This window comes from Arthrobacter rhizosphaerae (genome assembly GCF_023062595.1).
GTDB lineage: Bacteria > Actinomycetota > Actinomycetes > Actinomycetales > Micrococcaceae > Arthrobacter > Arthrobacter rhizosphaerae.
In genome coordinates, this window is record NZ_JALLAN010000010.1 from 126,770 (window position 1) to 150,491 (window position 23,722).

The following is a 23,722-nucleotide window of genomic DNA, read 5'->3' on the forward strand; positions in this document are numbered from 1 at the left end:
CAATGACCGACGAATTCTCCGTAGAAAGCGTCTACGCCGAGCTGTTGGGCCGTGCCCCGGAAAACAAGATGGAGCCGCGGCTTGCTCCCTTGTTCCGGGCAATGGAAATCCTGGGGGAGCCTAACAAGGCGTTCCCCATCATCCATATCACGGGCACCAACGGGAAGACCTCTACCGCCCGGATGATCGAGGCCGGCCTGCGCGCCCATGGCCTCAGCACCGGGCGCTACACCAGCCCGCACCTCTCCAAGGTGACGGAACGGATCAGTATTGACGGCTCGCCGGTACCGGATGACACCTTCGTGCGGATCTGGGACGAGATCAGGCCCTACCTGGAGATAGTGGACAAAGAGCTCGTTGCCGAAGGCCAGCCCAGGCTGACCTACTTCGAATGCCTCACCATCCTCGGCTTCGCCGTATTCGCGGACCAGCCGGTCAACGTTGCTGTGATGGAAGTCGGTTTGGGCGGCATCACCGACGCCACGAACGTGGGCGACGGGCAGGTTGCCGTCGTTACGCCGATTTCGCTGGACCACACCGACCTCCTTGGCGACACCACCGAGGACATCGCGTACGAGAAAGCGGGCATCATCAAGCCCGGCGGATTCCTGGTCAGCGCAGCCCAGCCCGTGGACGCAGCACAGGTGCTCCTGGAAAAAGCGAAGGAAGTCCAGGTTCCGTTCCGCTTTGAGGGTGTTGAGTTCGGTGTAGCGTCACGCACTGTTGCTGTCGGCGGCCAGGTCGTCACCATCCAGGGACTCGCAGGGCGCTACGAGGACCTGCTGTTGCCGCTGCACGGCGCGCATCAGGCTGAGAACGCTGCTGTGGCCGTGGCAGCTCTTGAGGCATTCCTCGGCGGAGGGGAGAAAGAGCTCGACGCCGAAATCCTCCAGGAGGCCTTCGCATCCGTGACCTCGCCCGGCCGGCTGGAAGTGGTGCGGACTGCGCCCACCATCATCGTGGATGCCGCCCACAACCCCGAAGGAATCCGGGTCTCGGCCGAAGCCATCCATGAAGCCTTCACCCTGACAAAACTCGTGGTGGTGGTGGGCGTGCTCAAGGAAAAGGATGCTGAGGAGATTCTCCGTCAGCTCAAAGAGTCACTTGGAGACCTCGCGGCTGAATACTGTTTTACGCAGTCCAACTCGCCCCGTGCTGTCCCGGCGGAAGACCTTGAAGAGCTGGCCCTGGACCTGGGATTTGGCGAGGACAACGTCCACGTCGCGGCCCAATTGGACGACGCCCTTGAATGGGCCGTGGAGCGCGCCGAGTCTAATGATGACCTCTCCGGTGGCGTCCTCGTGACCGGCTCCATCACCCTCGTTGCAGAAGCCCGCATCCTGCTGGGGAAGACCGAGGTATAGGCGATGGCCAGACTCACCAAGGCCCAGCGTGAATGGCAGCCGGGCATGCCAAAGAAACGCCGCTCCACCAAAGTGATGTTCGCCTCGACGGTCCTGTTGCTTGAGGGCTTCGTGGCGTTCTTCGCAACACTGGCGGTATTTGGCCTGAGGCGTGGGGAGATTTCTCCCGTACTCATTCTTTCCGTCGGCATCGCCCTAAGCCTTGTCCTGGTTTTCACGTGCGCTGTGCTGTCCAAACCCTGGGGCGTAGGCCTCGGCTGGGTGCTGCAGCTTGTGTTGATCCTTACCGGACTCGTGGAACCGATGATGTTCCTCGTTGGCGGACTGTTTGCCCTTGCCTGGTGGTACGGCATCCGTACGGGCATCCGGCTCGATTCTGAAGCCGCCCAGCGGGAGCGTGAACAGGCCGAATGGGAAGCCTCCCATCCGGTCGGGAGTGAGCCCGAAGCCGGCAGCGAAACCCCGTAGACTTACGGAGAACCCCACCACCAACTACTTTGGAGCACCTGTGAGCGTTGAGCGCACCCTCGTTTTGATCAAGCCCGACGGCGTTGTCCGGAACCTGAGCGGCATCATCCTGAGCCGGATTGAGGCCAAGGGCTACACGCTGGCCGAGCTGAAAAAGGTCAATGCCAGCAGGGAACTGCTCGAGCAGCACTATGCCGAGCACGCCGGCAAGCCGTTCTACGAGCCCCTCGTGGAATTCATGCTTAGCGGCCCGGTGGTTGCTGCCATCTTCGAAGGCCACAAAGTGATCGAGGGCTTCCGTTCGCTGGCGGGCACCACCGATCCCACCACCGCGGCCCCCGGAACCATCCGTGGCGACTTCGGCCGTGACTGGGGCCTGAAGGTCCAGCAGAACCTGGTCCATGGCTCCGATTCCATCGACTCGGCCGAGCGCGAGATCGGCATCTGGTTCCCGTAGGCACCCCTCACTCCTGCGCGAGATGACAGATAAGGCCAATGTCCGGCGCGGACATTGGCCTTATCTGCACTTTCGGCGCGTGAGGAACCCGGGTTACATTCCCGAGTTGCCAACAAACATGTTCAGGAAGGCAAAAAAGATCGACGCGATCGCGGCTACGTACAGGAGTGCCGTGATGATCCAGCCATAATCGCCAAGTGTCTTTGCCAGGCCCGCGGAAACAGGGATGACCTTGTGGGCCACGTTGCGGATCGTCACCCAGACGAACAGCGGAATCATGGCCGCCCAGACAACCATGCAGAAGGGGCACAGGACATGGATGTCGTACAGTGCCTGAGACCAGAGCCAGATCACGAAAATGAAGCCTAAGGTCACGCCGGTCTGAAGGCCCAGCCAGTACCACCGGCCGAACGTGGCCCCGGCGAGCAACCCCATGCCCGTGGTGATAATGATGGCGAACGCCACGATGCCGATGAACATGTTGGGGAAGCCGAAGACAGAGCTTTGCCACGTCTGCATGACCTGACCGCAGGAGATCCACGGGTTGATGTCGCATACGGTGGTGTAGTTGGCGTCTTTGAGCGTTTCGAGTTTCTCAAGAACCAGAATTCCCGAGGCGAGCCAGCCGATGATGCCCGTGGTAACCAGAAGCCAGGCGAACGGGCGGGCACGGGTCATCGGAGGCAACCCCTGCTCCTCGGGGTTTCCGGCGGAGTCGGTGAAACCCTGTGCAGGCGCAGCGCCGCCAGTGGTCTTGGAGATGCTGGGCATGAGCTTGATGCGTCCTTTGTGTTGAGTGGTCCTTGCCCGATTGTAACGCCGGACTCTGGGTGCGCGGTGTGACGGCGGTGTCCCGGTGTGGCAGTCCACCCGGAGTCGCCGGCACCGTGGCCGCTGTTGTGCGCGTCCCCCGTGAATCGACTCCTCGTGTGAGAGAATGAACGTGGCTGGAAGACGAACCACATTCGGATTCCGGTCCGGTGACTTGTTTCCCAAGACCGCCAATGATGAGCAGGGCACGCCGGGGATCCTTCGATCACGGCCTATCACGCAATGCCATTGGACGGCACCTGGTTGTGGCTGGTAGAACAACGGGTTTTCAGAACAATTTCGCCGGCCCTCCAGGGCTGCCGCACCCCACTGCCGGTGCGAACCTGAGGGTATTCAATTGACTTCTGTCAATGCCTGCGGGTTTTGACAATATGTGCCCCAATGGGTGCCGAATGTGGCGGTACGTCAGGGGCAGGAGTATCGCCACATATGGATAAAGACCAAGTTGTAGCCGTTAACGTCGAAGCTGCGGAAGCTCCCGAATCGCCAAAGAAGGCCACCCGGACCCGCCGCAAGGCCATACCTAAGACCCAAGCCGTCACCGCAGAAGGCATCCCCATCGATCCGGCCGCTGCTGCCGCGGACACGGGTGAAGCAACCGGGGCACCGGAAAAGGCCGCTCCCGCAAAACGCAGCCGTGCACGCAAGCGCGTTGAGTCCGCCGTCGCTGAGGAAGCCGCCGTGGCCGAAGAAGCCGCCGCTGAGGACGCAGCCGCCGCTGGAGAAGCAGCAGTCGCCGAAGAACCCGCAGCGTTGGACTCTGCGGTGGAAGACGCCCCGAAGAAGAAGCCTGTACGTCGGCGTGCCAGCCGCGCCAAAGTAGCTGGTCCCGCAGTTGACGAGGAAGCCGCCGAGGGGACTACCGAGCCTGAAGAAGCAGCAGTTGACGCTGTCCAGTCTGCCGGTGCCGCTGTTACTGCTCCGGGCCAGGAAACCGAGGCTGCCCAGGAACGCCCGGAATCTCCGGAAGTAGTGGCTGCCGAGCAGCCTAAGCCCGAGACAGCCGGCGCGGTGGGTTCCTTGTTCCTGGAGCCAGGTTCGGTAACCTCCATGATTTTCCAGGCGCCCGATCTCAGCACGGTCGTCCGGCCTGTCCCGGCACCTGTTGTTGAGGACGAAGATGAAACCGAGAACGCCTCTGACGAGGGCGAACTGGACGAATCCGGCAACCGCCGCCGTCGCCGCAGCCGCGGCCGCCGTGGCCGTAGCCGCGGAACCGACCGTGAGCCCGGAGACGATACAGAGGACACCGACGGTGACGCCGGTGAAGCGGAAGCTGATGAGCAGGGAACTGCAGGTTTGGGTGACGGCGTGACGTCGCGTCGCCGTCGTCGTCGCCGCCGTGGTGACCAGGACATTGAACTTACCGGCGGGGGAGATGATGATCCTCCCAACACCGTAACGAGGGTCCGCGCTCCGCGGGCCGTCAGCGAGGCGCCCGTAAACAACCGCGTCACGAGCGTCAAGGGTTCCACGCGCCTTGAGGCGAAGAAGCAGCGCCGGCGCGAGTCGCGCGATACGGGCCGTCGTCGCACGGTCATCACTGAAGCTGAATTCCTGGCACGCCGTGAATCCGTCGACCGGCAGATGATCGTCCGCCAGCGCGACGACAGAATCCAGATCGCCGTTCTCGAAGACGGCGTCCTGGCCGAGCACTTCGTGTCCAAGACCCAGCAGGATTCACTGATCGGCAACGTTTACCTGGGTAAAGTCCAGAACGTGTTGCCGTCCATGGAGGCTGCCTTCGTCGACATCGGTCGCGGCCGTAATGCCGTGCTGTACGCGGGCGAGGTCAACTGGGATGTTGCCAGCCTTGAAGGCAAGCAGCGCCGCATCGAGAACGCCCTCAAATCAGGCGACTCCGTGTTGGTCCAGGTCACCAAGGACCCCGTAGGGCACAAGGGCGCACGCCTGACCAGCCAGATTTCCCTGCCGGGCCGCTACCTGGTCTACGTGCCGGGCGGCTCCATGACCGGAATCTCCCGCAAGCTTCCCGACGTCGAACGGAACCGGCTCAAGCGAATCCTCAAGGACCGCCTGCCCGAAGATGCGGGCGTCATTGTCCGCACTGCCGCGGAGGGGGCTTCCGAAGAGGAACTCACGCACGACATCAACCGCCTCCGCGCGCAGTGGGAAGGCATCGAAAGCCAAGCGACCTCCACGAAAGTCCTGGCACCGGAACTGCTTTACGGGGAACCGGACCTCACCATCAAGGTGGTCCGTGACGTCTTCAACGAGGACTTCTCCAAGCTGATCGTCTCCGGTGAGGACGCCTGGGACACCATCGAGGCCTACGTGACCTACGTGGCACCTGACCTTGTTGGCCGCCTGGAAAAGTGGACCAAGGACCAGGACATCTTCTCGGCCTGGCGCATCGATGAGCAGATCCACAAGGCGCTGGACCGTAAGGTCTTCCTGCCGTCAGGTGGCTCCCTGGTCATCGACCGCACTGAGGCGATGACGGTAGTGGACGTCAACACCGGCAAGTTCACGGGCAGCGGCGGAAACCTTGAAGAGACCGTCACCAAGAACAACCTGGAAGCTGCTGAGGAAGTTGTGCGCCAACTGCGCCTGCGGGACATCGGCGGCATCATCGTCATCGACTTTATCGACATGGTCCTGGAGTCCAACCGGGATCTGGTACTCCGCAGGATGGTCGAGTGCCTGGGCCGTGACCGGACCAAGCACCAGGTGGCTGAAGTTACCTCACTGGGCCTGGTCCAGATGACCCGTAAGCGGATGGGTACCGGCCTCCTTGAGGTCTTCGGCGAGCAGTGCGAGCATTGCGCCGGCCGCGGCGTTGTCACCCATGACGAGCCAGTGGAGCACCGCAGGGCCAACACCGTTGCCGCCGAGCACTATGTGCCGCGCGCCGAAGTGCAGCCGGCTGCGCGGACAGAGCGCAAGCGGCGCCGCGGCAAGGGCGGGCAGGGCCTTGGAGAGCCGCTGACGCTTCCGGCACCGGTTCACGCCGAACCCACTGAGGCCGAACGTCACGCTAAGGCCGAAGCAACCCGGGCAGCGCTGGCCAACATCGCCGCCGCGGCGCATGCCGCCCACCTTCATGACGACGACGTCCAGGCGGCCCGTGCCAACGCAGCCACTGCCGAACGGGAAGCTGTTCGCTCGGAATCCGTTGCCCACGCGCCGTCCCGCTCCCGCGAAACGTCGCGGGCGCAGGCAACAGAGCCTGTTCAGGCAGGTTCCGACGCCAGCCGCTCCGGCCAGGGCGACGACACCTCCGGTGGACGTCCCGCCGCTGTCCTTACCTTCGGTGGTGAACGAGTGGTTCTTCCGTTCGTGGACCACGCTGGTGAGGCGTCAACGGGGACACCTGAGTTGACTTTGGACCTGTTGGCGGAGGCCTTTGCCCACCTGGGTGAGCAGAGTGATCAGCCACAGGAGACTGAGGAAACACGGAAGCCTGAGGAAGCCCGTAGGCCTGTAGCCGAGGTCCACGCCGCTCCGATCGCAGCTGGATCGTCCTCCAGGCGGGGGCGCCGTAACCGCAGCGCCAGCCGTGCGCAGGGGGCTGCGAACGAGACCGCCGTCGAGCAGAACCAGGATGCGCCTGCCGCCACCGGTTCCACTTACGCGGCCAAGGTTCCGCTGGCGCCCGCGAAGCCGGCCGCCTCGGCAAGCGAGCCCATCATCCTCGGTGTGGGAGTGCCCGCCTCAGAGCTGTGAGAGTTGAGCTGTTCCAAAGCGAACTGCAGCCAATAGGCATTAGATAGGGCTGAAGCCCGGACTGGAATCTCCCGGTCCGGGCTTCAGCTGTTTAACACCGGCTCACACCAGCTAGGCTGGGATCCTGACACGGGGTGCCGCGCAAAGGGCCGGCTGAGATCCACACCCGTTGAACCTGTCCGGTTAGCACCGGCGAAGGGATGTCTCCTTTGTCCTCAACGTTTTTGCCGTCACCTGCGCCTGCCGATTCCGTCAGAGCTGTTCTCCGGACCATCCCCCGAGTACTGGCGATAGCAGGCTCAGACCCGTCAGGCGGCGCCGGGATCCAGGCAGACCTGAAGAGTATTGCGGCCAATGGTGGCTACGGAATGGCAGTTGTTACGGCACTTACGGCGCAGAACACCCAAGGCGTCCGTGCCGTCCATGTGCCGCCCGCCTCCTTTTTAGCCGAACAGCTGGATGCCATCAGTGATGACATCGTCGTGGACGCCGTGAAAATCGGGATGCTGGGAGACGCTGACGTCATCGGGGTGGTCAGGAGCTGGCTTACTAAAGTACGCCCCGGCGTCGTGGTCCTGGATCCTGTCATGGTGGCCACCAGCGGGGACCGGCTGCTCCAGGAATCCGCTGAAGCAGCACTGCGTGCTCTGCTGCCCCTGGCTGATCTGCTCACGCCGAACCTCGCGGAGCTCGCCATGCTGCTGGAGGAGCCCCTGGCGAAGAACTGGGACGCGGCGCTGGAGCAGGGCAGGCGCCTCGCAGCCGTCACGGGCGCCACAGTGTTGGTTAAGGGCGGGCATCTCGACGGCGGGGAATGCCCGGATGCCCTCGTGAGTGCTTCGCCCGGATTCGAGGCGGAGGTGGTGGTGGTGCCGGGTGACCGTGTGCCGACGAGGAACAGCCACGGAACCGGATGTTCACTGTCGTCAGCTTTGGCGACCGCCCAGGCGCGGCTGGGAAGCTGGGAAGAGGCCCTGCGGGAGGTCAAGCCCTGGCTCCGCGGAGCCTTGGAAGAATCAGAGATCCTCGAGGTTGGCAGGGGAGCCGGCCCTGTCCATCACTTTCACCACTTTCAGGCCAACACCGCAAGGGAGCTCGCAGGGCAGCCAGCAGGGCAGTCCGGAAAAGACTTCATGGAGGAGCTGCGCGAGAGCGCGGACCATCATTTGTCATCCATCTACCGCCTCGAGTTCATCCGTGGCCTCGTTGAAGGCTCCCTGCCCGAAGAGCAGTTTGCCTACTACCTCAGCCAGGACGCGATCTACCTGAACGGATATTCGAGGGTGCTCGCAAGGGCCTCGGCAATGGCTCCCACCGAAGAGGAACAATTGTTCTGGGCACGGTCCGCACAGCAGTGCCTGGAAGTCGAATCCGAACTCCACCGCAGTTGGCTCAGCACACGCCCCGTCCAGTCGGGGCTGGGGCCTGTGACAAAGTCGTACGTGGACCACCTCCTTGCCAGCTCACTTGCGGGAAGCTACGGAGTGCTTGTTGCTGCTGCTTTGCCATGTTTCTGGCTTTACGCTGAAGTAGGAGCCACCCTCCACACGGAATTCCAGGCCACCGGTGCTCCGGCGGGACATGCCTACGCCGACTGGCTGCGGACGTACGCGGACGAGGAGTTTGCCGCCGCAACACGCCAGGCCATCAAGTTTACGGAGAGGGCCGCACGGGCAGGTTCCGAGGCCGAGCGCCAAGCAATGGTGGCGGCGTTCGGGCAGTCCTCCCGCTACGAGGTCGAATTCTTTGACGCGCCACGCCTGCACGCGTGAACCTGAAGCGGCCGGGGAGCCTGTAAGATCATGGGGCAAGGTTCGGGAAGTCGTCAGGTCAGCCGTTGTGGCCCCTATCACGTACTCAGCCCCGGAACCAGCCTCATTTGCGGCCGAAGGCAAAATTAGCGTAAACTAGATCTTCGGTGCTTACGCCAACACTTGGGTTTTGACCTCGGGAACCGGCCACTTGGAAAACAAGTGGACATTGTTTCCGGGCTAGCTCACGGATTTCCTTGAGGAATCCACGGCGTTGAGGCACAGCGTGAGCCAGGCCAAATATCCGGACCCAGGTTCCGCACGCAAATTTAGTAAGAAACGTCGAGAGAAGTGAGTTCCCAAGTGGTGTACGCGATTGTCCGCGCAGGCGGCCGCCAAGAGAAGGTTTCCGTTGGAGACTTCGTTACCCTGAACCGCGTCACCGGTGGAGCCGGCAGCACTATTCAGCTGCCCGCACTGCTCCTGGTAGACGGTGACAAGATCACGTCCGCAGCTGCGGATCTGGCTAAGGTAACTGTTACGGCTGAAATCCTTCAGGACCTCCGTGGTCCGAAGATTGTCATCCAGAAGTTCAAGAACAAGACCGGCTACAAGAAGCGCCAGGGTCACCGTCAGGAATTGACCAAGGTCAAGATCACCGGTATCAAGTAGCCACTGGTTACTGTTCAGGTTTTCAGCAGATTCCCCAGAATTTAGAGGCAGGCATTTCAAATGGCACATAAAAAAGGCGCGAGTTCCACTCGCAACGGTCGTGACTCGAACGCACAGTACCTTGGCGTCAAGCGCTTCGGTGGCCAGGTCGTTTCGGCAGGCGAAATCATCGTCCGCCAGCGTGGCACCCACTTCCACCCGGGCGCCGGCGTAGGACGCGGCGGCGACGACACCCTGTTCGCACTGCAGGCAGGCGCTGTTGAATTCGGCACCCGCCGCGGCCGTCGGGTCGTGAACATCGTTACTGCTGCAGCTGCAGAGTAACAAATAGTTTTTGAACCGGTGGAGCGGGCCATATGGTCCGCTCCACCGGTGTTTTAACCGCATTACAATCATCTTGGGCATCTTTCGGACGTCCGGAAAACAGCACTGAGGAGATCCACGTGGCGAGCTTTGTAGACCGGGTAGTACTGCACGTATCCGGCGGTACCGGCGGCCACGGCTGTGTTTCCGTTCACCGTGAAAAGTTCAAGCCCCTGGGCGGACCCGACGGCGGCAATGGCGGCAATGGCGGCGACGTCATCCTGCGCGTTGACCACCAGACCACCACCCTGCTGGACTACCACCACGCACCCCACCGCCACGCGACCAATGGGGGCCCCGGCATGGGCGACTGGCGCGGCGGGAAGAACGGCGAAACCCTGATCCTGCCCGTTCCGGATGGCACCGTGGTCAAATCCAAGGACGGCAAAGTCCTCGCTGACCTCGTAGGAGAAGGTGCAGAGTACATTGCAGCAGCCGGCGGAATCGGTGGCCTGGGAAATGCTTCGCTCTCCTCACAAAAGCGCCGTGCGCCCGGCTTCGCCCTCCTCGGCATCGAAGGCGAATCCAGCGACATCGTCCTGGAACTCAAGTCCATCGCGGACATCGCCCTGGTCGGCTTCCCATCGGCGGGTAAGTCCAGCCTGATCGCGGCCATGTCTGCGGCCAGGCCCAAGATCGCCGACTACCCGTTCACCACGCTTATCCCTAACCTCGGTGTGGTCCAGGCCGGCGATGTCCGTTTCACCATCGCCGACGTTCCCGGCCTCATTGAAGGTGCCAGCGAAGGCAAGGGCCTGGGCCATAACTTCCTTCGGCATGTCGAACGCTGTGCCGCCTTGGTTCACGTCCTCGATTGCGGCACATTGGAATCCGATCGCGATCCGCTGTCCGACCTGGCCATCATTGAAGCGGAACTTGAGAAGTACGCCGTCGACATGAGCTATGCCGGCACAGACGGCGAGGTTGTGCCACTGAACCACCGCCCGCGCCTGGTTGCCCTGAACAAGGTGGACCTCCCGGATGGCAAGGACATGGCCGGATTTGTGCGCCCCGAGCTGGAATCGCGTGGATACCGTGTGTTCGAGATTTCCGCGACAAGCCACGAGGGACTCCGCCAGTTGGGCTTCGCCATGGCCGAAATCGTTAAGGCAGCCCGTGACGCCGTGGCCGCCACCCCGCCGAAGGTTCACGCCCCCGTGCTCCGGCCCCGCGCCGTCAATGAGGCAGGCTTCAAAATCCGCAGGGAAGAGAAGAACCTGGAGCCGCTGTTCCGCGTGCTTGGTGACAAGCCGGTGCGCTGGGTCAAGCAGACTGACTTCACCAACGAGGAAGCCATCGGCTACCTCGCGGACCGCCTGGCCAAGCTCGGCGTCGAGAACGAACTCTTCAAACAGGGTGCCAAGCCCGGCGACACTGTGGTGATCGGCGAGGACGACGGCGTGGTCTTCGACTGGGAGCCCACCATGATGGCCGGTGCCGAGCTGCTCGCATCGCCTCGCGGCACGGATGTGCGCTTTGCCGATATAGGCGACCGCCCCACCCGTGGACAGAAACGCGACGAGCAACAGGAACGCAAGGACGCGAAAGCTGCCGCCCGCGCCGAACTGGAAACAGAACGCAAGGCTGGTATCTGGACCGAATCCGTAAGCGGCCGCCGTGCTGCACGCCCGCTCAAGGAGAGTGGACTGGGCGCAGAAGATGACGACTAAGGCCGTGAGCCCGGCCAGGACCACAGCGGTTCCTGACCGGAGCGTCCTTTCGGGTGCCCGGCGCATTGTGGTCAAGGTGGGTTCGTCCTCCCTGACCAGCATCAAGGGCGGTATTTCTGAAGAAGCCCTGACCGGCCTTGCTGATGCACTGGCCCACAAACGGAACGCCGGAACCGAGATCATCCTGGTCTCTTCGGGAGCCATCGCCGCGGGTCTGGCACCTCTCGGATTGGCGAAACGTCCCAGGGATCTTGCCACCCAGCAGGCTGCCGCGAGCGTTGGGCAAGGGCTCCTGATGGCCCGCTACACGCAGGCTTTCGGCGCCCACGGGGTGACGGTGAGCCAGGTACTCCTGACCGCCGATGACTTCATGCGCCGCAGCCAGCACACCAATGCTTTCCGTGCCCTCGACAGGCTCCTGAACCTCGGCGTGGTTCCGGTGGTCAACGAAAACGACACCGTGGCGACCCACGAGATCCGCTTCGGTGACAACGACCGCCTCGCCGCCCTCGTGGCCCACCTCGTGCGCGCCGACGTCCTGGTTCTGCTGTCCGACGTCGACTCCCTTTACGACGGGCCCCCCTCGCACGGTGCGCTGCGGATACCGCACGTTGCCGGGCCGCACGATCTTGACGGGGTCTCCATCGGCAGTGCTGGCAAGGCGGGAGTGGGAACCGGAGGGATGCTCACCAAGGTGGAAGCGGCAACGATTGCCGCGGGATCCGGGATCCACGCACTGGTCACCTCCACCCGGAACGCTGCGGCAGCCCTGGCGGGGGAGGACGTTGGCACGTGGTTCTCAGTCAACGGCTCCCGGAAACCCATCCGGCTGCTCTGGCTGGCCCACCTCGCCTCCGTCCAGGGACGTCTCGTTCTCGACGACGGCGCGGTGCTGGCTGTCCGGGACAGGCGGACCTCATTGCTCCCTGCCGGTATTTCCGCCGTGCATGGCGACTTTGAAGCGGGCGACGCCGTCGAGATGGTTTCTGCCGACAACACCGTGATTGCGCGCGGACTGGTTAACTACTCCGCCTCCGAACTTCCCCAGATGTTGGGCCGCTCCACGAAGGAACTCGGCAAGGCCTTGGGTCGCGGTTATGACCGTGAAGTTGTTCACGTTGACGATCTGGTGCTGGTTTAGCCCGCGTGCTCGCCTAAACTTGAACCATGACTGAGGCCCTGATTCCCAATGCACCTGCGATTTCCGAGGAAACCCCCCTGGTTGCCCCGGCTCCGGACGCTGGAATTACGCCGTCGACTCCTGCTGAAGTAGAAGCCGCCGTCCACGCAATCGCAGACCGCTCCCGCCACGCCGCACGGCGGATGGCGCGCGCCAATCGTGCGTGGAAAGACCGGGCACTCCGGGCCGTCGGTGATGCCCTGCTTGAGCACCGTGGCCGGATTTTGGCCGCTAACGCAAAGGATGTAGCCGCGGGCAAAGCCAACGGCACCTCAATTGCGCTACTGGACAGGCTGACGCTGGATGAAAAGCGCATCGAAGCCCTCGCCGCGGCGCTGGAGAGCCTCGCCAATCTGCCTGATCCCGTGGGAAATGTGGTGCGGGGGCAGACGCTGCCCAACGGTTTGCGCCTGCGCCAGATTAACGTGCCCATGGGCGTGGTTGCCGCGATTTACGAAGCCCGACCCAACGTCACTGTCGATATCGCCGGCCTCGCGCTCAAGAGCGGAAACGCCGTTATTCTTCGTGGCGGAACGGCAGCGGCCTCAACAAACGACACCTTGGTTCAGATCCTGCGCGATGCCCTCGAATCAGTAGGCCTTCCGGCGGATGCAGTCCAGACTGTTGACCAGTACGGGCGTGAAGGCGCGAATGCACTGATGCGTGCACGCGGACGTGTGGACGTGTTGATTCCCCGGGGCGGCCGGGAGCTCATCCAGACGGTGGTGGCGAACTCCTCGGTTCCTGTCATCGAGACAGGCGAAGGAAACGTCCACATCTTCATTGACGAATCCGCCGATGAAGAGATGGCAACCGAGATCCTCCTCAACGCCAAGACGCAGCGTCCCAGTGTCTGCAACACCGTGGAGACCCTCCTGGTCCATTCCGGATCGAGTGTCCTCCCCGCTGTTGCCGCGGCGCTTCGCAAAGCAGGGGTTACCCTTCACACTGATGAACGGACCCGCGCAGCTTTGCCTGCCTCGGTTGACACTGTTCCTGCCACGGACGAGGACTGGGCCACCGAATACATGGACCTGGATCTCGCAGTGGCCATTGTGGACAGCCTGGACGACGCCGTGAAGCACATCCGGACGTGGTCCACTGGCCATACTGAGGCGATTCTGACCAACAACCTCGCCAACGCGGAGCGGTTCATCGCCGAGGTGGATTCGGCCGCAGTGATAGTGAATGCGTCAACGCGGTTCACTGACGGCGGTGAGTTTGGTCTCGGGGCCGAGGTGGGAATTTCCACCCAAAAACTGCACGCGCGCGGACCGATGGGCCTGCCCGAACTGACCACCACCAAGTGGATCGTCCAGGGCGAGGGCCAAATCCGCAGCTAGCAAAGCTGTAACATAGAACAGAAGTCCTGAACGGTGGGACCGCCCGCCGTCGTCATCCTTTGTACTCAGTAGGGGAGAAAATGCTGCTTCAGCAGATCGCCACGTCCATCGCTGCCACCGCCGGCGGCGAAGCCGGCCATGAGGAGCTCGCTCCATTGTGGGCCGAGCCCTGGGTGTTCGGCGCGGTGATTTTTGCCATCCTCGTAGCGCTGATGTTCGTGACCCTGTCCTACACCAACCTCGGCAGGCGCCACGAAGCTGTTGACGAACATGCGGATCCCCACCGTCAGCACCCGAACAAGCACGATCACGGCCAGGGTCACTAACATTTCCGCCAAACTGCAGCAGAGCGGTGCGAAGCGCCGCCTGCGTCTGGGCGTGATGGGCGGCACATTCGACCCCATCCATCACGGGCACCTTGTCGCGGCCAGCGAAGTGGCCGCGCAGTTTGGCTTGGACGAAGTTGTTTTTGTGCCCACCGGGCAGCCTTGGCAGAAAATGACTAAGAAAGTCAGTGAGCCGGAGCATCGTTACCTGATGACGGTCATCGCCACGGCATCCAACCCCCGCTTCACTGTCAGCCGTGTCGACGTCGACAGGCCCGGACCGACCTACACGATAGACACGCTCCGCGACCTTCACATCCAGCGTCCCGACGCTGATCTTTTCTTCATCACCGGCGCTGACGCCATGGCGCAGATCCTGTCATGGAAGAACATCGAGGAACTCTGGTCCCTCGCACACTTCGTCGGGGTGACAAGGCCAGGCCATGTGTTGGATGGAATGGGCCGCGATGACGTCAGCCTCCTTGAGGTGCCGGCCATGGCGATTTCCTCAACGGACTGCCGCAGCAGAGTGGCCGCAGGGGAGCCTGTCTGGTATCTCGTACCCGATGGCGTCGTCCAATACATTGCCAAATACGGGCTCTACGCCGGGACTCAGCCCGGCCACGAGCACCGCGCACAACCCACCGCCAGACAAACCAGCCAGCACTGAATGAGTTTTAAATGAGTCAGGAACAGCCACCCGTCCGCAGCCGTCGTGAACTACGACAGGCAAGAGATGCGCGTCTGGAAGAAACCCGCGACGCCGGAGCACAGGCACCCGGTCAGGTTCCTCCTGTCTCGAAACAGCCAGCAGCCCCCCAGCCCGAAGACAGCCAGCACACGGACAGCCCGGACACCGAATCTCCGGACACCGGAAGCACGGGCCGGGTGCGGCGGGTTGCGACTGAGCCAGTGGATTCAGTCAGGACATCTGCTGAACGTTCTTCCCAGATCCGCGCCAGGGACCGTGCCGCGCTGCGGACGATCAAAGAATTGGCCGAGAAGGAAGAGCAGCTTTCAGCTGGCGGGCCGCCCACGCGGCGTCAGCTGAGGCTTCAGCAGTTGAGGGCTGAAGCTTCTCCGCCGACTGCTGCGAATCCGGTGATCCCGGCACCCCGGGGTGGCGCGAGTGCCCCAGCCGAAGGTGACAAGTCACGGCGCCAGGAATCGCATGGAGGGTCCCCTGCTGAACGTCAGGATGCCGGTTTAGACGGTTTGAACGTTCCGGACGGCATGACTGTGGAGCAGGCTTTGGCCACCCGCACGCTTATTGCCGAACAGGCCAGGAACCAGTTGGCCAAAATGGAGCACATCGCGGCGAATGATCCGGAGGCCGTGGACCCCGAGATCCTGGCCCAGCAGATTGCCTTGGCCGAGCGTGCCGCCGTGCTCAACAAGCGTGCCATGGCAAAGCAGAAGCTCGCGGAGCAAGCGACGGCACCCCAGCAGCCACGCCACGACCCTTCAGCAGCCAGCAACCTTGCCATGGTGACGCCGCTCGAATTTGTGCAGGTCCCAGGCATCGACCGCCCGGTCATGAAGAAGCCGGCCACGTCCTACGTGCCGGTGGTGACCCACCCGGGACCCCGCGTCCCGGCAAAACGGCAGTCTGGTCCACGAAAGCCGGGAGCGCCTCGGCTGAACACCAGCGGTCCCGTCACCGGTCGCTCCGGAGTGTTGGCTCGTGCTGAGGCCGTGGCGCAGGCAGCATCCTCACCCGCGGCCCCCGCGGCCCCGCAGACAACACCCGTCAGCGTTCAGCGCAGACAGGCACAGACCTGGGACGCAGAGGCAGAGGAAAATTACACCGAGCATCCGCGTGTCAGCGCAAATGCAGCGTATGGCCTTGAACCGCTGGACGCCGTCACTGCAGGCCTGGGCAGGGCCCACCGCCTGCGCCTGCTTCAGTTGGCTGTACTCGCCATTGGCATCGTTGCGCTGATTGCCGGCGTCACCATGATTATCAGCGGCCTGACCCGCTGAACCCCGCTTTAACCCACTACAAGGAGTCCCGTGACTGCATCTGAATCATCCATCGCCACAGCCCGTCTCGCAGCCAAGGCTGCGGCGGAGAAAATCGCCGAGGACATCGTTGCCCTCGACGTCAGTGAGCGCCTGGCCCTCGCCGACGTGTTCCTGATCGCGTCAGCACCGAGCGAGCGTCAGGTCAATGCCATCGTTGACGGCATCGAGGAGGAGCTCTCCAAGCAGGAACTGCGCCCGGTCCGCCGCGAAGGCAGGTCCGGCGGCCGCTGGGTGCTGCTGGATTACTCGGATATCGTCATCCACGTCCAGCATGAGGAAGACCGGGTTTTCTACGCCTTGGAGCGCCTGTGGAAGGATTGCCCTGTGGTGGATCTGCAACTGGGAAATGACACGTCTGCCAAAGCTGCTGTCTCCTCCGAGACCGAGTAATAGCGCCAAAAGACGAATATGCCCGATTTGGAATTTTCCGAAGGGCTGATCTAAGATATTTGAGTTGCTCCGGAGAGATCCGGATCGGAAATCAGCTGGATGAGACCGAATATCCGGTCGAATTTGTGCAGGGGCAACGAAAATTCGGGGCTGTGGCGCAGCTGGTAGCGCACCTGCATGGCATGCAGGGGGTCAGGGGTTCGAGTCCCCTCAGCTCCACCGGATATCCGCCGGGACCGCAAGGTTCCGGCGGATTTTTTGTTTCCCGATCCGCTGATGGCGGGCCGTTGATTTCTGGTGTTCCCGCATGGACGCGGAGGTTTCCTGTCCGGATTCGCATCCCGTCAGTTTGTGCATTAAGCTGGTCGAGTTGCTTCCGCAAAGAATAATTCTTCACGGGGGTCGGCATTCGGGGCTGTGGCGCAGCTGGTAGCGCACCTGCATGGCATGCAGGGGGTCAGGGGTTCGAGTCCCCTCAGCTCCACCGAATACCGCTGGAACCGGGGACTATCCCTGGGGCTGGCGGTTTTTCTTTGTCTTATTAACCCGGTTCTGGACCAGCAACCGGCATGGCGCCAGCCAGGCACTCGACTACGATGGCAAGGTGAATGAAGCTCTGCCCCCTTGCCCTGAATGCTCCAGTGAATACTCGTATGCAATGGGGGCACTCCTGGTCTGCCCCGAATGCGCTCACGAATGGTCAGACGAGGCTGCTGCGGAGGTCCCTGAACGGGTAACGAGGGATGCAGTGGGCAACATTCTGGCGGACGGAGACACTGTCACCGTTATCAAGGATTTGAGGATCAAGGGAAGTTCCACCGTCATTAAGGTCGGTACTAAGGTCCGAGGGATCCGGCTACTGGATGGGGTGGGAGACCACGATATCGACTGCAAAGTTGACGGTGTGGGGCCGATGCAGCTCAAATCGGGCGTGGTGAAAAAGGTCTGACCGCAACCCAGCCGGACGCGGAGGCCGACGTCCTTGTTATTGGCGCCGGCCAGGCAGGCCTGTCCGCTGCCTACCATTTGGCCCGCCGCGGTGTTGTTCCGGTCGCCAGCGTTGTTCCGTCGACAAGCCCGGCGGCTGCACCATGGACTTACGCAGTGCTTGATGCCGAAGAAGGACCCGGGGGAGCGTGGCGACACCGCTGGAAGAGCCTCCGTATGGCTACCGTCAACGGAATCAGTGACCTTCCTGGCATTGCGAAACCGGAAGTGGACGCGTCAGAACCGAGCTCGGAATTCCTCACCCGCTACTTCAGCGACTACGAGCAGCAACTGGGGTTGGCAATTCAGCGCCCGGTCAAAGTGCGGACCGTCTCCCGGCAGGATGCTGACCCTTCTGGGCGACTCCTCATTCAGACATCCGGAGGATCGTGGAGCGCACGCGCTGTGATCAATGCGACAGGAACGTGGAGCCGGCCCTTCTGGCCCGTGTATCCAGGCCAATTCACCTTCCGCGGCAGGCAACTGCACGTGGCGGATTACGCCTCGGCGGAGGAGTTCCGCGGGCAGCACGTTCTGGTGGTGGGCGGCGGAATCTCGGCCGTAGGGCTACTGGATGAGATTTCCAAAGTCACCAGCACCAGCTGGTTCACCCGAAGGGAGCCCGTCTGGCGGGACGACGACTTCGACCAGAAGGCAGGCCACGACGCCGTCGCCCTTGTGGAAGAACGGGTCAGGCTGGGCTTGCCGCCGCAAAGCGTCGTAGCGGTAACCGGCCTTCTGTGGACGCCGACGCTCAGGGCCGCACAGAAGCGTGGTGCGCTTAACCGCAGCCAGATGTTTACTGCCATTGAGCCTGGCGGAGTCCGTCTGGCTGACGGCGGTTTCCTCGCCGCCGACGTTATTTTGTGGGCCACGGGGTTCAGGGCAGAACTGGAGCATCTGGCCCCGCTGCACCTTCGAGGCCCGGGCGGCGGAATCGCTATGGATGGAACGCAGGTGGCCGCAGAGCCCAGGGTGCACCTGGTGGGCTATGGCCCGTCGTCGTCCACCATCGGGGCTAACCGCGCAGGCAGGGCTGCCGTCGCAGGTGTCCTGCGCTTTCTTGAGGGGAAACATGAACGACACGACTGAGAGCGGAGCCGTTCCCCTGCTAAACCGCCTCCGGAGGTTCCCCGATGTGGAGGCCGCCAACCTGCAGGCATGGGATGCCACGGACAGCCTGCTGCTCGACACGGCAGCCGAGTTCCTGCCGGGGGACGGCAATGTGACGGTGATCGGCGACCGCTATGGGGCCCTTACTCTTTCGCTGGCAGAGTCCCAGGCCACCACAACGGGCGCAGTCCGTGTCCATCAGGATCTTGTGACCGGGGAAAAAGCCCTGCGAAACAACGCTGACACCCTTGGCATCGGCGGATTTGAGCAATTGCCGCTGGGCCCGTCACTGCTGGCCGGAGCGCGCCTTGTAGTGATGCAGCTTCCCCGGACCCTGGCCGAGCTCGAAGAAGCAGCCGATGCCGTGGCGCGCTATGCCGAACCGGACGTGGTTCTCCTGGCCGGCGGCCGGATCAAACACATGAGCCTGGGTATGAACGATGTTCTTGCCCGCTGTTTCGAGGACGTAAAGCCCCAGCTGGCACGGCAGAAATCCCGCGTGCTGGTGGCGCGTACTCCCAAGCTCCGGACCCGGCCCCTGCCATATCCAATTGTTGAGGAAAACGCCGAGCTCGGCATTACTGTCTGCGCCCACGGCGCCGTGTTCTCCGGCACCAAACTGGACATCGGAACAAGGTTCCTTCTGACGTTCCTTCCCAAAATGGCCTCCGCTGCCCATGCCGTGGACCTGGGCTGCGGAACAGGAATTCTGGCGGCCATGTACGCCCGCAGCCATCCCGACGCCCAGGTCACTGCGACCGACCGCTCCGCTGCGGCAGTGGCCTCGGCCACCTGCACCGTCCAGGCAAACGGGCTGTCGGGTCGCATCAGAGTGCTGCAGGATGACGCCATGGAATCACTGCCCGAGGCCAGCGCCGGACTCATCCTGCTCAACCCGCCGTTCCATCTCGGAGCGAGCGTTCACGCAGGCGCCGGCATCAAGCTGTTTGAGGCTGCTGCAAGAGTCCTGGAACCGGGAGGCGAACTGTGGACCGTCTTCAACAGCCACCTGCCTTACTTACCTGCTCTGGAACGGCTGGTGGGACGGACGACGGTGCAGGGAAGGAACACAAAATTCACTGTCGCCAGGAGCATTTCGCGGGGACGAAACTGAAACCGGACAACCGACTTTGAGGGCGTCGGCAGACCTGATGGTCAACTGCGCGTGGGGTCGTGCCGGGACGCCCGGGAGTAACGTACGATGCAGAGATTACTAATAAATTTGCCGAGAAAGTGTAGGGGAATCCTTGACTGAGATCCGCCAGCCGTCCCCAAGGCGCGGAACCAATCTGCCCCGGATGGGTGACTTTAATCTCACGGTCATCCTGGATGCCATTCGCCGGTCAACAGCGGGACTGAGCCGGGTGGAACTTGCCCAGATTGTCGGACTTTCCCCGCAGACCATCTCCAACATTTCGCGGCGGCTCCTGGACCAGCATCTGATCATCGAGGCCGGTAAAGAGGGCAACGGGCCTGGGAAACCGAGGACGATCCTGCAGCTGAATCCTTCGGGAATGTACGCTGTGGGCGTTCACCTTGACCCTGCCGTAACGACGTTCGTGGTCCTGGACCTTGTGGGTGCAGTGGTAAAACACTCAAGGATCAACACGCCCGGAGGATCCGATCCCGCCGCCGTGATTGCGACGATCGCAGGTGAAATCAAAAAACTTGTGGACGAATCAGGAGTGGATGCCTCGAAGATCGCCGGACTTGGCGTCGCTGCGCCGGGGCCCATCGATTTGGAGCACGGCACTGTTGTGGCCCCTCCGCTCCTTGCCGGCTGGGACCGCGTACCCCTGCGGGATGCTCTTGCCGAGGCCACAGGGCTGTCCACGCTGGTGGATAAGGACGTCACCAGCGCTGCTGTAGCGGAGACCTGGGCGGGTGGTCCCAGTGGCTCGGGGAGCTTCGTATTCATGTATATGGGTACGGGCATCGGCTGTGGAATTGTGCTCAATGACGAGTTGGTAAGAGGAACGTCCGGCAACGCGGGAGAGATCGGCCACATCGTCGTCGATCCTGACGGCCCGCCCTGTGATTGCGGGCTCCGAGGCTGCGTTAAGTCTTCCTGCATCCCTCAGGTTCTGGTTGCCCAGGCCGTGGAGGCTGGAGTGCTGGAGCACGACGACGCGGGGGATTCAGGCGCGGCGTCCGCAATACAAAACAGCTTCGCAAAGCTGTTCGAGGCAGCGGAGGCAGGAAACAGCACGGCAGCGGAGATTATTGACCGGTCGGCCGTCCTGGTCTCGCGGGCTGTAGCGGTGATCACCAACACACTCGACGTTGAACGCGTTGTATTTGGGGGCCCCTTCTGGAACCTCCTGTCAGAGCGCTATCTCAACCGGATCCCGGAACTGCTTGAAGGCAGCAGCGCCGCGCGGCAGATCCACGGCATCGAGGTCGTGGGCACCGGCGTCGGCGAGGACGTCGGTGCTGTGGGTGCCGCATGCCTGGTCCTGGAGCACACCCTCGCGCCGCGTTCCCAGCGATTATTGCTCGAGGGCTGACATCGCTCAGGCGAAATAGCCGGGTCAGTGAAATCGCCAGATCAGTGAAAGGTCCGCATCAACCTACCCTCGTTGCCCGCAGATCATCGACCAACACAGTCAGCGGAGCAGTGGTTGCGCTGCCTGAGAGGTAAGCCATCAGGCCGATGCTTCCGGGGACCTGAAGGGCTGCTGTCGAATCCGTGACAGTGCGCTGCCACGTTGTGGGTTCGGTGGTTCCGAGCTCCCACACCCTTGCGCTCACGGTCGTCGGGCCGGTTCCTGTCACCTGTAGCCGGACGGCGAGCTTGTCACCAACAGCGTAGTTCAGCCCCGCAATTGTCAGGCCCGTGCCCAGGGTCGTCTCCGCGCCTGTGGACGATGCGCGTATCAGGTAAAGGCTGACAGCACCGTTTCCTGTCAGCTGAACCTTGGCCCTGTACTCCCCGGCACCCGCTACGCGTCGGCCTACCACTGAGAGGTACAGGCCTGACCCGCTTGCCGCCTTGTCCGTCGCCAACGTGAGGTAGAGGTCCGTGGTGGATGAACTGACCCCGTTCAGATAAACGTTATTGCCACTGCCCGCCGTCGGGATCCTGATCCTGCCCGCCCCGTCGGACACTGCATAAGAAGATGTGGTTCCCGTAGTGCTCCAGGCGCCGCCGACGTCGGCCGTGCCAAACCCGTTTGCGACGGTCCGGCTAAACGCATCCGATGCCAGCACGGAAGCTGTACCAACATTGACCTGCCGGGCGGCCATTGCTGTGGCCCCGGCGTTGTCCGTAACGGTCAATGTGACAGTGTATGTTCCCGCGGCCGCGTAGCTGTGGGAAGGAGTAGCAGTGGTTGCGGTGCCGCCATCCCCGAAGTTCCAGGAATACGCAGCAATGCTTCCGTCAGGGTCGGAGGAAGCGGAACCGTTGAAGTTGCAAGCCAGTGCTGTGCAGGATTCTGTGAATGACGCTGTTGGAGGGGCGTTCTCCCCGCTTGCGACGATAGTGAGTTCGTCTGTGAAGCCGCCTTGGGTCGCCACAAAGCGGGACGTTAACGAAGTAGCGGTGAATTGGAGATCAACGAGGCCATGACTCGGATTGGAGTTAAGTCCGGAAGAGGCTGCGAAATACCCCGCTTCGGCATCAGCGGGGAAGACGTCTCGCAGGGGGACACCGCCCGTGCCGACCGTTGAGATTACTGTCCCGGCACCCTTTACCAGGGAGTTGTCGCTGTCTCGGACGCAGGACGCGTTATAGAAGCCGGCTGCAATACCGGTGCAGCCAGCGGCCACGGAGAGCTGCTTGCTCCGTTGATAGATGTGCTCATGGCCGTTCAGTACCAGGTCGACTTTCTTGCTCACGAGAAGGTTGATCACGTCTGTACCTGCCGTGCAGCCATACTGCCCCATGGAGATGCAGGGCATGTGCATTGCCGCAACAACCCAAGGAATGGAGGCAGCCCTGGCACCGTCGATCGCTGCTGCCGTCCAGTTGTAGCGCGCGGTCCCGACAGAGTAGTCCCAGGTGGCCTCGGTAAACGGTACGCCCGGAGAGATGAAGACGAAACGCGCCACGGGGTTCTGTTGGGGAACGTCAACATAGTATTGACGTCCGTAGCTGCCAATCGCCCCCGGAAGCTGGTTCGGAAGGCATGCAGAGAAGTCGTTGATGTTGCCGTTCAGTCCATTGCTTTCATGGTTGCCGGCGATCAGTTGGAAAGGGAAGCCGGCTCCGGTTCTTGAGGTCACGAAATCGCACCAGCTTTGCTCAGCTCCCGTGGCACCATAGGAAAGATCGCCCAGAGCCAAGTGGAGATCGGGCTTAATTGTGCCGATCCTGGACAGCACACCGGCTGCCTGTGTCGTGGATGAATAATCCCCTGCGGCGGTCACATGAAGTTGCCCCGGCACCGCGGGTATCACCGCCTGCGGAACAGCGGCCGGCTTAACCGCAGCAAGAGTGGGTCCGCTCGCGGCACTCAGGCCCGGAAGTGTTCCGAGTACGAGGGCGACGGTGGCAAGCGCCAGGATCCCGGTTCTGCCTTTGCGAAAGATTCCCCTGTGCATGGTGACTCCCTGTACCCGAAGAACCGGCACAAAAAAGCCGGAGCCAGGGCCCGGACCGGGCGTAGCCACCCTTGCTCTCCACGGGTACTGGACAGGCGGGCGTGAGACCGCGCGAGGCGTACTAGCCCCATGGTAACGCCCGCCTCTTACACTGACCAGCAAATCGGGTGGGGCATTTTTTCCAGGCCCGCTCCGGCAGCGTCTTTAGTCGATGTCCTCCACAATCGTCCCGTAAGGCACCGTCTCATCGAGATGGGCCTGGTGGCCGGTGGCCCCGGCGTTGTAAACCACCCGGACGCCATACTTCTGGTCGGCTGCTGACTGCATCAGGATAGGGCGGATCGTGTCCACAACGTGCTGGTCCTGTGCGGCGAGATACTGCTGGTAGCTGGCTGGAAGCTGAATCATGCCCTCAGGATAGACCTGCCGACCGCTCATGGGGAGAGGTCCCCATTGCCCAAAATGGCTGCTCCCGTTTGGATAGGATGGCCGGTGGCGGAGCTTCATTCCGCCGTCGCGCCGCAGGGAGGCAACTCCCTTCGGCAACCAG

At 62.5% G+C, this 23,722-nt stretch carries 21 protein-coding genes, 2 tRNA genes and 1 riboswitch; of the genes, 20 read left to right on the plus strand and 3 right to left on the minus strand.

Annotation, left to right across the window (positions count from 1 at the left end; translation table 11 throughout):
- The first annotated feature begins 2 nt into the window (after positions 1-2).
- From MU551_RS14630 to ndk, 3 genes are read left to right on the plus strand one after another with little or no spacing between them, the layout of a single operon-like run.
- Positions 3-1,364 (plus strand): bifunctional folylpolyglutamate synthase/dihydrofolate synthase, encoded by a 1,362-nt coding sequence (locus MU551_RS14630; RefSeq protein ID WP_247045799.1) that lies wholly within the window; start codon positions 3-5, stop codon positions 1,362-1,364.
- A 3-nt stretch (positions 1,365-1,367) separates the two neighbouring features.
- A complete protein-coding gene (locus MU551_RS14635) occupies positions 1,368-1,832 on the plus strand; it encodes a DUF4233 domain-containing protein (RefSeq protein ID WP_247045801.1) in 465 nt (154 codons plus the stop codon).
- Between the two features lie 40 nt (positions 1,833-1,872).
- Positions 1,873-2,289 carry a nucleoside-diphosphate kinase gene (gene ndk / locus MU551_RS14640; protein ID WP_247045803.1) on the plus strand — a complete coding sequence of 139 codons (417 nt, stop codon included), beginning with the start codon at positions 1,873-1,875 and terminating at the stop codon, positions 2,287-2,289.
- Between the two features lie 93 nt (positions 2,290-2,382).
- Here the strand turns inward: ndk and MU551_RS14645 are convergent, their stop codons facing one another.
- Positions 2,383-3,060, minus strand: a complete 678-nt coding sequence (locus MU551_RS14645) for a vitamin K epoxide reductase family protein (RefSeq protein WP_247045805.1) — start codon at positions 3,058-3,060, stop codon at positions 2,383-2,385.
- Positions 3,061-3,549: 489 nt separating this feature from the next.
- Here MU551_RS14645 and MU551_RS14650 point away from each other — a divergent pair, with 489 nt between their 5' ends.
- From MU551_RS14650 to MU551_RS14730, 17 genes are all read left to right on the plus strand, one after another.
- Positions 3,550-6,807, plus strand: a complete 3,258-nt coding sequence (locus MU551_RS14650) for an Rne/Rng family ribonuclease (protein ID WP_247045807.1) — start codon at positions 3,550-3,552, stop codon at positions 6,805-6,807.
- Positions 6,808-6,927: 120 nt separating this feature from the next.
- A riboswitch (TPP riboswitch) is annotated at positions 6,928-7,025 on the plus strand.
- Complete coding sequence (locus MU551_RS14655) at positions 7,008-8,579, plus strand: bifunctional hydroxymethylpyrimidine kinase/phosphomethylpyrimidine kinase (protein ID WP_247045809.1); 1,572 nt, start codon at positions 7,008-7,010, stop codon at positions 8,577-8,579. It overlaps the preceding riboswitch by 18 nt.
- A gap of 342 nt (positions 8,580-8,921) precedes the next feature.
- Positions 8,922-9,230 (plus strand): 50S ribosomal protein L21, encoded by a 309-nt coding sequence (rplU, locus tag MU551_RS14660; RefSeq protein WP_247045937.1) that lies wholly within the window; start codon positions 8,922-8,924, stop codon positions 9,228-9,230.
- Between the two features lie 60 nt (positions 9,231-9,290).
- A complete protein-coding gene (gene rpmA / locus MU551_RS14665) occupies positions 9,291-9,554 on the plus strand; it encodes a 50S ribosomal protein L27 (RefSeq protein ID WP_247045811.1) in 264 nt (87 codons plus the stop codon).
- Positions 9,555-9,673: 119 nt separating this feature from the next.
- The gene (gene obgE / locus MU551_RS14670) at positions 9,674-11,263 is read left to right on the plus strand and encodes a GTPase ObgE (RefSeq protein WP_247045813.1); all 1,590 of its coding nucleotides are present in this window, start codon (positions 9,674-9,676) and stop codon (positions 11,261-11,263) included.
- Positions 11,253-12,404, plus strand: coding sequence for a glutamate 5-kinase (proB, locus tag MU551_RS14675; RefSeq protein WP_247045815.1), 1,152 nt, complete (start codon positions 11,253-11,255; stop codon positions 12,402-12,404). The genes obgE and proB overlap by 11 nt, the downstream gene beginning before the upstream one ends.
- A gap of 26 nt (positions 12,405-12,430) precedes the next feature.
- Positions 12,431-13,786 (plus strand): glutamate-5-semialdehyde dehydrogenase, encoded by a 1,356-nt coding sequence (locus tag MU551_RS14680; protein ID WP_247045818.1) that lies wholly within the window; start codon positions 12,431-12,433, stop codon positions 13,784-13,786.
- A gap of 80 nt (positions 13,787-13,866) precedes the next feature.
- On the plus strand, positions 13,867-14,112 hold the full coding sequence (locus MU551_RS14685; protein WP_247045820.1) for a hypothetical protein: 246 nt from the start codon (positions 13,867-13,869) through the stop codon (positions 14,110-14,112).
- Between the two features lie 55 nt (positions 14,113-14,167).
- Positions 14,168-14,782: a nicotinate-nucleotide adenylyltransferase gene (nadD, locus tag MU551_RS14690; protein ID WP_247045939.1), complete on the plus strand. Its 615-nt coding sequence runs from the start codon at positions 14,168-14,170 to the stop codon at positions 14,780-14,782.
- A gap of 11 nt (positions 14,783-14,793) precedes the next feature.
- The gene (locus MU551_RS14695; RefSeq protein ID WP_247045823.1) at positions 14,794-16,095 is read left to right on the plus strand and encodes a hypothetical protein; all 1,302 of its coding nucleotides are present in this window, start codon (positions 14,794-14,796) and stop codon (positions 16,093-16,095) included.
- Positions 16,096-16,125: 30 nt separating this feature from the next.
- A complete protein-coding gene (rsfS, locus tag MU551_RS14700; RefSeq protein WP_247045825.1) occupies positions 16,126-16,527 on the plus strand; it encodes a ribosome silencing factor in 402 nt (133 codons plus the stop codon).
- Between the two features lie 146 nt (positions 16,528-16,673).
- Positions 16,674-16,746, plus strand: a tRNA-Ala gene (locus MU551_RS14705).
- A gap of 192 nt (positions 16,747-16,938) precedes the next feature.
- A tRNA-Ala gene (locus tag MU551_RS14710) sits at positions 16,939-17,011 on the plus strand.
- Between the two features lie 120 nt (positions 17,012-17,131).
- On the plus strand, positions 17,132-17,476 hold the full coding sequence (locus MU551_RS14715) for a zinc ribbon domain-containing protein YjdM (RefSeq protein WP_247045828.1): 345 nt from the start codon (positions 17,132-17,134) through the stop codon (positions 17,474-17,476).
- On the plus strand, positions 17,473-18,606 hold the full coding sequence (locus tag MU551_RS14720; RefSeq protein WP_247045941.1) for an NAD(P)-binding domain-containing protein: 1,134 nt from the start codon (positions 17,473-17,475) through the stop codon (positions 18,604-18,606). Before MU551_RS14715 ends, MU551_RS14720 begins: the two co-directional genes overlap by 4 nt.
- On the plus strand, positions 18,590-19,741 hold the full coding sequence (locus MU551_RS14725; protein ID WP_247045830.1) for a class I SAM-dependent methyltransferase: 1,152 nt from the start codon (positions 18,590-18,592) through the stop codon (positions 19,739-19,741). Before MU551_RS14720 ends, MU551_RS14725 begins: the two co-directional genes overlap by 17 nt.
- A 184-nt stretch (positions 19,742-19,925) precedes the next feature.
- Positions 19,926-21,134, plus strand: a complete 1,209-nt coding sequence (locus MU551_RS14730; protein ID WP_247045832.1) for an ROK family transcriptional regulator — start codon at positions 19,926-19,928, stop codon at positions 21,132-21,134.
- 58 nt (positions 21,135-21,192) lie between these two features.
- On the opposite strand, the gene MU551_RS14735 is transcribed toward MU551_RS14730, so the two are convergent.
- Together MU551_RS14735 and MU551_RS14740 are read right to left on the minus strand one after the other, a co-directional pair.
- Entirely contained in the window at positions 21,193-23,172 is a 1,980-nt protein-coding gene (locus MU551_RS14735) for a PKD domain-containing protein (protein ID WP_247045835.1), read from the minus strand.
- A 204-nt stretch (positions 23,173-23,376) separates the two neighbouring features.
- Entirely contained in the window at positions 23,377-23,580 is a 204-nt protein-coding gene (locus MU551_RS14740) for a hypothetical protein (RefSeq protein ID WP_247045837.1), read from the minus strand.
- Positions 23,581-23,722: the final 142 nt, after the last annotated feature.